Annotated in this window: 11 protein-coding genes; 8 read left to right on the forward strand and 3 right to left on the reverse strand. The window is 28.1% G+C overall.

Annotated elements, in window-relative coordinates; all coding sequences use genetic code 4:
• The first annotated feature begins 28 nt into the window (after positions 1-28).
• From MAG_RS01505 to MAG_RS01540, 8 genes are read left to right on the forward strand one after another with little or no spacing between them, the layout of a single operon-like run.
• Positions 29-1,540 carry an MSC_0624 family F1-like ATPase-associated membrane protein gene (locus MAG_RS01505; protein ID WP_011949464.1) on the forward strand — a complete coding sequence of 504 codons (1,512 nt, stop codon included), beginning with the start codon at positions 29-31 and terminating at the stop codon, positions 1,538-1,540.
• On the forward strand, positions 1,527-2,021 hold the full coding sequence (locus MAG_RS01510; RefSeq protein WP_011949465.1) for a DUF2714 domain-containing protein: 495 nt from the start codon (positions 1,527-1,529) through the stop codon (positions 2,019-2,021). Before MAG_RS01505 ends, MAG_RS01510 begins: the two co-directional genes overlap by 14 nt.
• The gene (locus MAG_RS01515; protein WP_011949466.1) at positions 2,021-2,941 is read left to right on the forward strand and encodes an MSC_0622 family F1-like ATPase gamma subunit; all 921 of its coding nucleotides are present in this window, start codon (positions 2,021-2,023) and stop codon (positions 2,939-2,941) included. The genes MAG_RS01510 and MAG_RS01515 overlap by 1 nt, the downstream gene beginning before the upstream one ends.
• A complete protein-coding gene (locus MAG_RS01520) occupies positions 2,941-3,405 on the forward strand; it encodes an MSC_0621 family F1-like ATPase epsilon subunit (RefSeq protein WP_011949467.1) in 465 nt (154 codons plus the stop codon). Before MAG_RS01515 ends, MAG_RS01520 begins: the two co-directional genes overlap by 1 nt.
• Positions 3,395-5,641: an MSC_0620 family F1-like ATPase-associated subunit gene (locus MAG_RS01525; RefSeq protein WP_011949468.1), complete on the forward strand. Its 2,247-nt coding sequence runs from the start codon at positions 3,395-3,397 to the stop codon at positions 5,639-5,641. The genes MAG_RS01520 and MAG_RS01525 overlap by 11 nt, the downstream gene beginning before the upstream one ends.
• A gap of 3 nt (positions 5,642-5,644) precedes the next feature.
• Positions 5,645-7,219 carry an MSC_0619 family F1-like ATPase alpha subunit gene (locus MAG_RS01530; protein ID WP_011949469.1) on the forward strand — a complete coding sequence of 525 codons (1,575 nt, stop codon included), beginning with the start codon at positions 5,645-5,647 and terminating at the stop codon, positions 7,217-7,219.
• On the forward strand, positions 7,219-8,598 hold the full coding sequence (locus tag MAG_RS01535) for an MSC_0618 family F1-like ATPase beta subunit (protein WP_011949470.1): 1,380 nt from the start codon (positions 7,219-7,221) through the stop codon (positions 8,596-8,598). The genes MAG_RS01530 and MAG_RS01535 overlap by 1 nt, the downstream gene beginning before the upstream one ends.
• A 21-nt stretch (positions 8,599-8,619) precedes the next feature.
• Positions 8,620-9,687, forward strand: a complete 1,068-nt coding sequence (locus MAG_RS01540; RefSeq protein ID WP_011949471.1) for an MAG2950 family lipoprotein — start codon at positions 8,620-8,622, stop codon at positions 9,685-9,687.
• A gap of 21 nt (positions 9,688-9,708) precedes the next feature.
• Here the strand turns inward: MAG_RS01540 and MAG_RS01545 are convergent, their stop codons facing one another.
• From MAG_RS01545 to MAG_RS01555, 3 genes are all read right to left on the reverse strand, one after another.
• Complete coding sequence (locus MAG_RS01545) at positions 9,709-12,063, reverse strand: MAG2960 family serine endopeptidase lipoprotein (protein ID WP_011949472.1); 2,355 nt, start codon at positions 12,061-12,063, stop codon at positions 9,709-9,711.
• A 70-nt stretch (positions 12,064-12,133) separates the two neighbouring features.
• A complete protein-coding gene (locus MAG_RS01550; RefSeq protein ID WP_011949473.1) occupies positions 12,134-13,024 on the reverse strand; it encodes a DegV family protein in 891 nt (296 codons plus the stop codon).
• Positions 13,025-13,040: 16 nt separating this feature from the next.
• Positions 13,041-14,681 carry an MHO_4530 family protein gene (locus MAG_RS01555; protein WP_232955149.1) on the reverse strand — a complete coding sequence of 547 codons (1,641 nt, stop codon included), beginning with the start codon at positions 14,679-14,681 and terminating at the stop codon, positions 13,041-13,043.
• Positions 14,682-14,684 lie beyond the last annotated feature (3 nt).

A 14,684-nucleotide genomic window follows, 5' to 3' on the forward strand; every position in this document is an offset into this window, starting at 1 on the left:
ACTAATAAATTAATAATAAAGGAGTAATATGCATTCAAAATCAATTAATATTGAAGAAAAAAGAATATATGATGATAGCCAAAGCTTAGCTAATAAGCAAAGAAAAAGCTTTATTGTTATTCTATATAAATCATTGCTTTTATCATATTTCTTTATTTCAATGCTATGCTTACTATTTTTAATGCCTTATGGATTATTTAGTAAAAAAATAATTGGCTCATATAATTTCATATTTGACTTTTCAATTCTAACCACTTTAGATGCTAATTGAATATTTATTTTTAGACTGTGCCTGTTTGGATTTATATATTTTTATGGATTATTAAAAGCCTATTTAAACATCAATAAAAACAAAGAGCACATAAAAATATATGCACTGTGATTCAGCATCTACTGAGCCTTGTCACTTACAGGATTTCTATTATTCTTTACCCTACACATAATTGATGTTAAAAAACTAGTTTATGTATTATTTGTTCTAGTTATATACTTAGTTACTGACATTTCATTTACTTTATTTAACTTTAAAACCAAAAAGAAAACTGAACCAGTTATTTATTCAAGTAAGATTCCATTATTAATTGATTTAGCTTCAAGAATCTTACTTACAGCAATTACACTAGCAGTCTTTTTTGCTTGAACATATACATATACAGGTGCTCCAAATACTTTTGTTAGAATGTTTGCTTTATTTAATGAAAGAAATCAAAACATTCCATACAATGCTTTTTATAATGCTGCTTTTAAGTTATTTAAAGTTAAAAGTGTGCTTAATTTCATTATTGTAATTTTAATGTCATTAGTAATAGGTTTATTAATGCTGGGGCTTAAAATTTACTCAATATGATCATTAGCATATAAGCAAGTAAGATCACAGATTTTTAAAGATAGATTACAGCTTTACTTAGTAGGAATCTTAGCCTCAGCCATTTGATTACTTAGCTTATTTAAACTAAAATATCCACCGACACATGAATTATTTGGTCAAGCTGAATCATTGCAATATTTAAATATTCTTTTTGGAATATTTAATGTGGCAGTAGCATCAAGTTTTATTGCTTTATTATTTACAAGAAAAATTAAGCTTAACAGTATCTTAATTAAAACTACAATTATGGCGCTATTTCAATGAGTAATTTGAATAAGCTATATGATTGCTAACTTTATTAATAAACAACCAACAATTGCTTTAATTAATTTATTGCTTACAACTTTATCATCATTAATTATTTTCTACTTTTACTTTAGAAAAAGCAAGCTTAGTGCAATTTCAAACTCACTTGCAATTAGCTTAAACACCATTTTATTATTCATCCTAATTTTAGTATTTGGCTTTAATCAAGTGCTTTTGGCCGAAAATAATAAAAGTTTAATCATACTAAGCACAAACTTATCAGTAGCGCAAGTAATTTCAATTGTTATTGTCTTATTCCAAATGATTTATTTAACATACTCACTTACTCAATTAATATTAGTTATTAAAAAAACTTCAGTGCTTAATCAAGAAGTTACAGAAAAGAGAAGCTATGAAAACGCATAAAAATGAAAACAATTTAATGTTCAATATTTATAATCAATATGAAGAAGCTAAAGCAAACGTTGCTTTTGTTGATTACAACAAATTAATGGCACAAGTGTTGCTAGAGTGCAATCTTGGTTTTAGCTCAGATGAGTATGTTAAATTTGGCAAAATGTTTGATGAAGCATTTGCTAAAAAATATGACATTGTTTTAGAAAAGTTTGTAATTAGCTTCAATGTTAATCTTAAGTTTAGCGCTGATGCCTTAGTGCCTGTATTAAAAGCTAATGAAGATTCTAATACTGAAGCATTTAATTTTAAAAGTGCTAATGATGAAAAATTTAATAAGTTACTAAACTTTTATAACAAGTTAGTTAATGATTTAATTTTAGCTGATAAATATGTTGAATTATTTCCTAATATCATTGTTTTTAGGGCTAAAAACACTAAATCACTTAAAGTTCTTTTTGATGCAAAAAGTGCATTATTCAGAGGTGAATAATGGATTTAAAAAAGTTAGAAAATAAATTAGACAATCTAAAAAGAATTGAGCAAAAGGTTAATAATGATAAGAATATTTTGCTTATTGACATAATGAAGCAAAATAGACTACTTTCATTTTATGTAAAAAATGCTAGACATAATAAAAATATGATTTTAGCCTTAAGAAATGAATATTCATTTAAAAGCTTGCTAGTTTCAAAAGATGATTATCCTTTTAAATCACTAGCTATTATCAAAAAAATAAGAAATTTATTCATTAAACCCAAAGAATTATGAATTTATTTAACTGAAGAGCAAAAATATGCAACGGATTCATATTCAAGATATGAAAATAATATTTTGAGTAACACTAAAAAAGTTAGTGCTGACTTTATTACAATTGGTAAAAGAGCGCAAGAGTTTTGTGAAGCTAATAATTTAAATATTATCTATGAAATCGATAATTCAGATATTTATTCAGACTTATCATGAAGACTATGTCAAATTATTAAATTTTTATTTGCTCAAGAGAATTATGAATCATTACACTTTGTGATAAATTCAAACAAAAACATAAATGGCAATTTTACCATTTTGCCTGTAAATGAGCTTAATATAGATATCTTGAGTGAATCAACTTATGATTCTGAAGAAGTTAATATTAGGAATTTTAAAATTTTCCCAAATATTGACCAATACATTAGCAGCCAAATAAATTCATTTATAGAAAACTCAGTACAATCACTTTTAGTTGAATCATCATTTTATAAGTCAAAAATTGGTTTAGTTTCAACAAACAAAATCATCAATGAAATTGATGAAGAAATGAAGAAAATAGGCAAGAAAATAATTAGAATTAGACGTGAAAATGAAATTGAAGAAATTGTTTTACTAACTAGCAATAACAAAAAATTTCTTTCTAGAGAGGGTAATAACTAATGAGTCAAAAAGGTTTTAATGTTGTTATCAACTTTATAGGAAATAAGGAAGCAGTTTTCAATAATGCATTAGTTTATTTTAATGCTGATGAAGAAGGGGACTGAGTTCAGCTAGTTGATAATTCAATTTTAGGCTATGAAATTATCTTGCTTAAAATAGTTGACTTAAATACTGATATTAGTAAATATATATTTGCAAAAAATACAAATATTACAGTTTCAAACAACACAATTAACATTTATACATTTTCTGAATTAGCCTTTTTTATAGAGACAAAAGTAAAAAAACAATACAGTGAACAATATAAAGAAGTAAACAAAAAAGTTGTTGCCTTGGAAGCTATGCAACAATTAGGAATGAGCATTGACCAATTATTAGAGTTTAATAAATTAAAAGAAGAAAAATACATTTTAAAAATGAAAAATATACATAAGTTAAAGGAAGAGGGGCTGTATGAAGATTAAAAAAATACTTCTATTTGCTAAAACAATTAGCCCAGCACTTACTGCTCCTGTTGCTTTAGCTTCTGTAAGCGCTAGAGAAAATTTAGAAAAGCGTTTAGATGGTGCTGAGGGCAGTGGAAACGGAAATTCAGGCTCTAACTCAAGCAATAATTCTGGTGGCTCTAATGGTGGCAATAATGGCTCAAATGGTGCAAGCAGTTCATCATCCGGAAAAAAAGGAGTAAGTCCTCAATTTGGCTCTTTTGCTGATAAAGCTAAAAAAGCTGTTGATACAGCATTAAAAGAAGCTGTTGAAAAAGTTATTAAATTTACTGAAGCTGAACTTAAGAAAATTGACTTATCAAAACCACAAGATGGGAGCCAAGGAAGCAAAGAAACTTATTTAGAAAAATTGGAGAAGCAAGTGTACTTAAAGGCTTTAAATAAGCTCTTTAAGGAAAAAAAGGACACTCTAAAAGAAGCTAAAGACTATGCAGAATTAGGACTTCCAGTAACTTTCCCATTTGTTATTTCTAAAGATAAAAAATATGATGTTGGTACTGTAACTTATAATGGTAAAGAATATAAAGATATAAAAATTGGTAAAGAATCTGATCGTGACTATTCTAAAGTTATTGAGACTAATAATAAAGACAGCATAACTAAATCAGGCGAAGAAGACAACATTGCCTCAAATCCACAATTTGAAGCTGCTTTAAATAAATATACTCAAGACTTAAATAAATCAATTTTGGAAATGGTTTACAATCCTAAAGAAATTCCAAAATTTGGTAAAGATATATTTTTAGAAGATGCTACTTTCAATGCTAAAGAAGGTTTTACAGTTAAGCATCCGCAAAATAGCAAAAGCTGAGATGATTACATTGTAAAAAGCATTAAGCCTAAATTTGTTGATTTTGACTTAAAGCAAAATCAAGAGTTTAAAGTGATAGATGAAACTCAGCCTTCACCTAAAGTTAATCCACCTAACTTGCCTGATATTAATAATAAGTTTTTAGTTCCTGGCAAACCTCCTACCAATAATGAGACCGCTAACCCTTTAGAACAGTCAGAAACACTATTATATTTAGAACCATATGCTAATTATAGATATTCAAGTAGTTCAACTAGCGCTTTAGCTAACTTACTTAGAAATTCTAGTGGCTCTGATAAAGAAAAAATATTTTTCTTCAACAATCCTATAAATACAAGATTTAAATATACTGTTAATGATATTGATAGCTCTGGTGTTGCAACTGTTAAAATCACCGATACAGCAAAGCAAAATAGCTCAAGAACATACAAGATTCAAAAAAATAACTTTAGTTCAGATCCAAGATATATGTTTTTATTCCAAAAACAATCTGAAACTCTAAGCGCAAAATTTACACAGCTATATAAGGCCTTGATGCTAGATGAAAAAATTGACTATGCAAAGCTAGCTCATAATGAATTGCAGCTATCACTTTTTGGTATGGTTAATACAGCAACTAAGATAGTAACTGATCAAAAATTTGTGGATCTATGAAACAGTATTATTGTTAAATATGCTGAAAGAATTGATACCCCACAAAGCGATGATGATTATAAAAGTGTTGTGTCTGCTTCAAGTGAAGTTGTAATTGCTGAATTAATTCAAGCTCTAAGCGCTTCTGAATTAAACAATCAGCCATTTTGGAATTCATTAGTTAATGCGCTTTTAGTAGTTGAAAGTGATTTAAGAGAAATAGCTAATCATAAAGAAACTAGAGCAAAAATAATAAATAAGTTTCAAGCCCTTAAATTAGACTTTAAAGTATTAGATAACACATTTAATTTATTAAATGATTCGTTGCTAAAACTAAGAGCATCAGCTAATAACTGAGCTAAAAGTTTTCAATATAGCAAATGATTTGATGAATATACAGCAAATGTAGCTGATGTAAGAGAAAATATTGAATTTTTAAGAGACTTTTTAGAACCTGCAGTGCCTGCTGAGAAGTCTGAAGAGCTTAAAAAATTACAAGATAGTTATACTAAAGCTATTAATAAAATAAAAAGTAATAAAAGCAGTGTTAACAGAGCATATTATGCTATTGGTGGCACGCTATTAATAATAGGACTAATTCTATCACTAACAAATATCTTAATATTTACACTTAAGTATAAAAACAAATTAAATAAAGCAATTAAAGGTGCCTTTGGTATTTCAATTTCAGTTTCAGCTATAGTGGCTCTTGTTGGAATAATTTTAATATTACTAGGACTTAAAGGATAATAAATGAAAGCAAATGATAATATAAACATTATTACAAATGTCAAATCAGCTTCTAATGATATGCCTAGAATAAGTGCTGTATTTGACTATATTATAGAAGTAAAGGGAAAATTTAACTATAGACAACAACAAGTTTTCACTTCTAGCAAAAACAAAAATGCAAGACTATTTTTAATTAGTGCTTTTTCTGACACAGCTTATTTATTAAGTAATGAAGAAGGCAGAAAATTAGCTATAAATGACCAAATAGTTTTACTAAATGAAACAAATGAAGTATTTACCTCAAAGGAACACTTTGGCAAAGTTATTGATATTTATGGCAATGCCATTTTGCCAGTTGCACAAGCAATTCAAAAAGATGATTCTGCTGTTTCATCAGAAATCTTTAAACTAGCACATGATTTAATGAAAGTGCAAAGATTAAATGAGCAACTATATACAGGAATTAATGCAATTGATTTATTAATTCCTATTGGCAAAGGTCAAAGAGAATTAATTATTGGTGATAGACAAACAGGTAAAACACATATAGCACTTAATGCAATTATTAACCAAGCTGCTAAGGGAACTAAGTGTATTTATGTAGCAATTGGACAAAAAAGAGAAAGCATTTCTAGAATTTATAATACTTTAAATCAACACAATGCACTAAAAAACACAATTATTATTGATGCTCCTGCTAATAGTGCTTATGAACAATATTTAGCACCTTATGTTGGTATGGCTCATGCTGAAAATATTTCTGCAACTGATGATGCACTAGTTATTTTTGATGACTTAACAAAGCATGCTAATATTTTTAGAGAAATTGCCTTATTAAGCAATAAACCAGTTGGAAAAGAAGCTATGCCTGGCGATATGTTCTTTGCTCACTCACAATTATTAGAAAGAGCAGGTTCATATAAAGGTAAAAAAACTATTACAGCTCTTCCTATTATTCAAACAGTTGATGGTGATATTACTAGCTTAATTGCTTCTAATGTTATTTCGATAACAGACGGGCAAATTGTAACTAGTGCAAAATTATTTGCTAAAGGTATTTTGCCAGCTATTGATATTGATTTTTCAGTTTCAAGAACAGGTTCAAGTGTTCAAGATAGAACAATAGCTAAAGTTGCTGGTGTAATTAATAAAATTTATAGAAAATACAAAAGACATCTTAAGCTTTCAATGCTTGATTACGAATTAAATAAAGAAGTTTCTAACTTAATGTATAAAGGTAAAATGGTTGATAAACTTTTTGCACAAAGAGGTTATTCACTTTATTCATATAATTTTGTACTTATGATGAGCAAAATTATTCAATGATCATTAATTAAAAATGTAAAAGATGAACAAAAAGCATTAATGTTTATTGATGAATTTATCAATAACTATGCTGATGGAAAAAAACAATTCGAAATAATGAAATCAAATACTACCTATGATGATGAAATAATGAAAAGTTACTTTGCATTTGCCTTGCAAGAGTATTCAAATTATGCAAATTTAGGCTGAGAATTACAAAATGAGCACAGTTTCTTGCCTATTTCAGAAAAATTCTTAAATGAAGTTGCACTTAAATTAGGAGATAAATAATGAATGGAAGAGTTATAAACATACTTGGAGATGTTGTTGAAGTTGAGTTTAGCAAAGACAATTTACCTTTAGTAAATCACTTGCTAACTACACACAATGGCCAAACTTATTTATTAGTTAAGTCAGTTATCAATGAAACAACTATCAAGGCAATAATCATTTATTCATTTAGTTCAATTTCATTAAGCGACAAGGTAGTAAATACAAAGAGAAGTTTTATGGTGCCCGTTGGTCCTTTAGCTAAAGGTAATATCTATAGCTTTAAAGGTCTTTCTTTAAATAATCCTACTGCTCCTAGCCCTGAGTATGTAGAAATGAACTCGTTAATAAATAACGATAGAGAAATAAATACAAAATTCGAATTAATTGAAACCGGAATTAAAGCAATTGATTTTTTCATACCAATAGTAAAAGGCTTTAAATTAGGCATTTTCGGCGGTGCTGGTGTTGGAAAAACTGTTTTAATGAAAGAAATAATTTTCAATGTAAATAATAAAAATAAAAACACTTCAAATATCTTCATAGGTTCTGGAGAACGTTCTAGAGAAGGTATTGAGCTTTATGATGAATTAGTGCAATCAAACTTAATGCAAAATTCAACAATGTACATTTCAAAAATGAACGAATCTGCTGGTGCAAGAATGTCAATTGTACCTATTGGTATAACCGCTGCTGAATATTTAAGAGATAAGCAAAAAGAAGATGTACTGCTTTTTATTGACAACATTTACCGTTTTGTGCAAGCTGAAAACGAAGTTAGTGCTACTTTAGGTAAAAAGCCTTCTGTTGGTGGTTATCAATCAACACTTGAAAGTGATGTAGCTAATGTTCAAAACAGATTGTTTAAAAACAAAAATGGAGCTATAACATCATTTCAAACTGTATTTTTACCAATGGATGATTTAAGCGATCCTTCTGCTGTGGCTGTTTTTAACCATCTTGATGGTAACTTAGTACTTTCGCGTGATCAAGCTGCTAAAGGTATTCTTCCAGCTTTTGATCCTCTTGCTAGCTCATCTAACTCAGTTGATGAATTAATTATTGGTAAGAAACACCTAGATGCAATAATTGAAGTAAAAAAAATATTAAAAGCTTACAAAGATTTAGAAGATGTTATACTAGTTCTCGGTTTTGATGAATTAGACGCTGATAGCAAAATCATTGTTAAAAAAGCTTTACAATTAGAAAACTTTTTTACCCAAAACTTCTTTATGACTGAGCACTTTACAAAATCACCAGGTCAATATGTACCTATGAATGAAACAGTAGAGAGTGTTATAAGAATTGTTAATGGTGAATATATTAAGCAAAGCCCTGAAATATTTACTTTTGTGGGATCAGCATTAAACATTAAAACTGACAAAGAATTAGGACTTTAAGAACAAATTAGGATTAAATATATGAAAAGAGATAAAATTAAGAAATTATCAATTTTAACCCTTTCACCACTTTCAGTTGTTTCAACATTTGCAATTATTTCTGCTTCTTGTGAACCTAGAGAAAAGATTGAGGCAGCTCAACATATAGGCACAGAAAGTAGTGCTACACTAGGCGATAAAGATGCTGAAAACCAAAATATTACTGTAAAAAACGATAATACTGGCAGTAAGCCAGAAGGCCCAAAAAATCCTGAAAAATCAGGAAAATTTACAACCCCCCCCCTTATTATTGAAACTCCAAATATAGATCCAAACATTTTAAGTGAATCATTTAAGGATGTTAAGGATATTTTTGATAAAAATTCAAAATCAGCAACAGAATTATTAAATAAATTTTTTACTTCTAAAAATTATGATGATCTTTATGAAAGTATATCTCTTACAGAACAATTAATTAGCAAGTTAAGTGATTCTGGTAAAATATCAAATGATAAAGTTAAGCAATTTCTAAGTACTCTTAATGAAATAATAAGCGAACAAAGTGAATTGCTTAGTACGTTAGATAGCAATGAATTAGGCACAATTCAAGGTAAAAAAGATTTAGTTACACTTAAGAGTAAATTCGAAAAGCTGTCAACAAAAGATTTTGAAAAAAATATAAAAGATATTTTAGATGTAGTTTCAAAATTAGTAAAAAATGTGTTTTCATCAATTGAATACAGATTAAATGAAGCTGATAAACTTGGTGAAAAAGACTTATTCCTAGCAAATAAGTATTACAATGAAATAAACGGTTCAAACAGTCAAGCCCTAGAACACCTTATATTCTTAATTGATAAATATACAAAAGAATATGAAGCATTAAATGGAAAATATCAACCATTGCGTAAAGAGTTAGAAGGGTATAATAATGATTGATGATTTTCATTTAAATCATTATTCCGTCCTAGTCTAAGTCATAGATATAATCAAGTGTTTTATGAAGTTAGCTCATTAGTTCCACAAATAAATAAATTGGTTGAAAAAATTAAGAAGCTAGAAGCTTCAAAAGCAGATTTGACCAAAACTCCTATGAAAAAAGCAAAGTAATCAGCTTTGCTTTTTTGTTTACTATTGTTTAGGATTAATTTTAACAGTATAAACATTGTCTTTTATTAGTTTATTTTTAATATCATTTCTTAAGTTTCCATCAAAATCATTGCTATATGTGCTATGACCTTCCATTAAGGAAATAGCATTAGAATATGTATTATAAAGTTCATCATGCGTATGAAGATAATTAATTCCAACTAAATTAAATGATGAATCAATAGCAAGTGAGCCTGATGAGCCACCTTCAAGTGCATTTTCTTTATTATTATTTAAAAATTTAGTATACATGTGTGAATGCTGATTTATAGTTGTTAGTGGCATTCCATGTTCATCCTCAAAATGCGTATTAGGCTTATTTATAAAGCTTTTAGTATATTTTGTTCAATTATTATTAATTGAATTAAAGTCCTTATTTTGCCCTTCATTGTATTTAACTCATAAGCTGTTTATGCTTGAATCATTAATAACTCTGTTTTGAACATTAATTACACCGCCTTGTGATTTTGCAGCCTTGAATTGAAAGTTCCTATCATCTATTGCCGGATATCCGCCATATAGAGTGGTTTTAATTGGATGATGTTTACCACTTTTACCTACTCCAATGTGTCAGTCTTTTTCCCTTTCTGTTTCAACAACTTTAGCTAATTCAGGAAGTATTTTTGATAAGTTTGCTTTTTTAATTTTTAAGCGTAATAAAACAAAATCAGCGCCAGCATTTTTACTCTCACCAATTCTCGACACTTCATCATATTTATCAAAATATTGAGGCGCTATTGCAATATCATAACCCATTATTCCATTTGCATAATATCTAGGTGTGTAATAAGGAGCAGTTAAATATTGCTCATATGCTTTAAAGAGTAAATTAGTTTCTTTAAACTGATCTCCGCTTATTTCAGCAGTATTTGAACTAAGCTTATCATCTTTTGCTCTTTGTGCCATAAAATAGATGTTTTGGCGTTTTCTATATATGTTAGTTTCGCTGTCATAAAAATTATCTATGTCTCAAAAACCGCCATATCATTTATTAGCATTGGACGATTGATCAGAATCAAAATATAAGGATCTATCAAAAGCATTTCTAAGACTAAAAACATGCATATTTGTAGCTAATAACAATTCATATGAATCGTCCTTTTCAGCTTCCGGACTTATAATTCTATCCATAACTCAAACTGTTCCTACAGTTTGAGAAGTAGCAAGATGATCAAGTGTTAATCTATTTGGATGTCTTCTAAATTCAACAGTGCCTATTCTTAATGAAAAACTACGAGCATAAATGTATTGATAAAAGTCTAAATCTGCCTTTAAATTATTTGTATTATCTTTACTTAAATTGATAATGTACTTATTCAATTCTGTTGTAATCAAGAGCTCAATTGAGCCTTTATTATCATCAAAATTGGCTTTAAGATCAGTAATTTTTTCATTAATTTTTAATACTTCTGCGGCTGATTTATAGTCCATATAGTAAAACAGCTGGCTTAAATTAGATGGTAAAAATCCAAAAGGATTCTTAAGCACTAAATCATTTAAATTAACATCTAGCTTAATAGCTTTTTCCTTATCTGATTCATTAAAATTGTCTAAAAATTTTTGGCTATACATACCATATGATGAAAGAGTATTATTATAAAAATCAACCTTTTGTTCAGGAGAAGCTCCATAATTGCCATATATGCCAATGTCTTTAGTATATTCTCAATATTTATCAAGCAAATGCTTGTTTGAATTAACACCACCATAACGGAAGTTTACAGAATTGCCATTATCAGCAGTATTTAATCACTTGCTAATGTTAGTAAAAGCATTTTTATATTCATTTGTCTCTGTAGCTATTTCATATGGATTTTTAGAAAGTAAATAGTTGACAGCAAAAGAATGTTTGGATGATAAATTAGCAGTTTCTGGCCGATTTATAGGCTTAATGGGCAAATTTGACCTACCAGGGATTATTATAATTTTACCAGCGTCACTATCATTATTTTTGTTGGTTTCATCAGGCTTTTTATGTTCAACATCAGAATCTTCGTGATTTTCTGCAGCATTAGGTTTAGGTAAATCAAAACTGAAAGTCTTTGATAAAGCATACAAAATAGTATCTTTAAATAGAAGCTTTACTGATACTATAACTTTATCTTCTAATACAGATAATATAGGCTTTTCAAGAGCATATTTTGATTTATCAAAGATAAATTCAAAATCACTGAGGGTAATATCGGCTGTATTAATATTGCTGTTTATCAATTTAACAACTATGTCTGGATTTTGATTTGCATAATTCTGATTAATACAAGATGATAAAAGCAAGCTTGAAAATGACAATGGACAAGCTAAATTAATGAAAAACGGCCTTAGTTTCTTTTTATTCATTGCTAAAATAAGCAGTCCTTTTTACATTATTATAAGAAGTTAAAAAAATAACTCTGAAAGAGTTATTGACCTATTTTATAGGTCATTTCGATAAATTTGGCATAAGCATAAAGCAAATAGCTTCTGGACCAGTGTGAACGGCAACTGCAGAAGAAACATAGCACTTGCTTGCAATCTCTAAGCCTTCAGCTTTGTAAGCATCTAAAACTTGTTGATTGTATTCATCATTAACACCATGTGCTATGTGGAAAAGCCAGTCATTAGCATTATTTTTGTTTGAAGAAATGTTAGCAAAGTCAATAAATTTTTTGATTATTTGCTTAATCCCTGATTTCATACTTTTAGCAATACCACCGGTTGTTGTCTTTTTCATGTAGAACTTAACATAAGGCTTTAGAGTTAAAAGTCTCATTGCTGAAAGTAAAAATTTTCTAAGTGAACTAACTCTACCACCTTTAATTACATAATCTACATTTGGTGGCAATACAAAAATAAGTGATGATTCTTGAATTTTGTCTAATTCAGCAAAAACGATATCCATGTTTCCATCATTAGCTTCATAAACTTTACTAATATATTCAGCAATAACTAAATATTGTTCAGCGCCCCAAGTGTTATCATAAACATGTACGTTTGGATAGTCTTTAGCTATAAGTTTAGCTGTATTGTATGCTGAAGAAAGGCAGCTACTAATTCCTAAAACTAAAACATCATCACATTCCTTGCTTTTAGCTTCGATTGCTTTAGTAAAGCTTTCAATTGTTGGCATAGATGATTTTAATTCTTTGCCTGCTTTAATTTTTTCAATTACTTCTTTTTGACTTAGCTCAATACCATCAACATATGAATTATCATCAATGGTGGTTATAAATGGGGCATAGCCATAGTTGTGCTTGTCTAAAAAGTCTTTAGACATGCAGGTAAATGAATCAAAAACAAAGCCTAATTTTTTACTACTCATTTATTGACCTTTCATATTAAATATTATAAAAATATTTTATTTTTAATCTTTGCACAACAATATTTTCTAAATTTTTGGGAATATTTTCATAAATAATTAAGTATTTCTTCATGCTAGATATTTTTTGCACAAATACCTGTAATTTTAAGTATGCTTCGGCATTTTTTAAAATATTTTCACATATCTCTTTTGAGAAAATAAAAGTGTTGATGTTGGCAAAATCAATGAAGTTAAATAGCTTTTCATCTAAATTATCAATATATAGCCCAATAGAAAGCTTTTTCAAATTTTTATCATTGCCAAGCTGATTTAAAAGCTTAGAAAAAAGCTCATAATTAAAGTCTCTATAATGATATTTAAGCATTAAGATAGTATTTTCATTAAGGTATTTTGTAACTTTATCTAAATTAATATTATTTGTTTCAACAATAACATAATCTTCACTGTTAGTTTCAGAAGAGAGCAAGTATTCTAGCCATAAATTGTTATATAAAAATTTGTGTCATGGTACATTTTTGAAAAAATCCATATCTTTGTTTGTAAAACCTAAAATATGACTTTTTAGAAATCTTATGTTAGATTGAGCGCCGTCATTATAATTTAAAACATAGATTGGATCTTTAGCATACTCCAGTAATGTATTTTTGGTTTCAAAGGCCTCTAATTTAGTTTTAAATTCACTATAGTGCTCTAAATGGCTATCATTATCATAAAATCAATTGTAATATTTATAATTCAAGATATTGTTATCTAAGTGATGAAGCAAATATTTTGCTTTAATATTGTATTCAGCAATTTCTTCTTTTTCAGAAGGCATTTTAAAACTTAAAAGTGCACAGCTGTTAAAAAACGGATTAAATGAATTAAGTAAGTTAACCTTATTAACCTTTTTTATAGCATTTTTGGTAAATTTATTAAGCAATAATAATGAGTTAGTTCCTATGATTAGGTGTAAAATTCCATCTTTAAAATAATGTCATCCTGCATGTTTTGTTAAATCCATCATTTTAATAATGTGGCTAATTTCACTGTTGTTAAGTCCATTTTGTAAATAAAATTCATTTAATGTTAATGCATATGATAGATAGTATTTATTTGGCAACTTTAGTATGTCATACTCTTCAGATAAAGCATTAAACATATTTTTATCATTGTAATCAGGAGTAAAGTTTCAATATATGTTGCAATATATAAACTTTTTGTCAGCCGTAGGATAAAGTTTTACTAAGAATTGTTTTTTTCCTAAATGAATATTAAAGTGCCTATAGGACTTGTTTATAGTAGAATTGGCATATTTTTCAATGTTAAGATTACAGTATAAGTTATATCTTGAAGTCAATTTTTCTTTAAAAATATATTTTGCAAGCTTTTCTCTACTTTTAGGAGCAAAATAACTTAAAAAATCTGATAAATCAACTGTTTGGTTCTTTTTAATCCCAATTTTATCATCATCAAAGCTAGCTAAACCACTAAGATTGTCGCTACTTAGTCTTATGACATTATTTTTTTCTAAGTTAATTTTGAAAAATATTACGCCATTAGTGTTTATTGAATTTATGTATCTAATTTTATAATAAGTTAAAACAGCAATGAATGTTACAAAAGCACTAAAACATAGTGCTATTATTGCTCATAAAAACAATTGTAAAACATTCATGGC

This window comes from Mycoplasmopsis agalactiae PG2 (genome assembly GCF_000063605.1).
GTDB lineage: Bacteria > Bacillota_I > Bacilli_A > Mycoplasmatales > Metamycoplasmataceae > Mycoplasmopsis > Mycoplasmopsis agalactiae.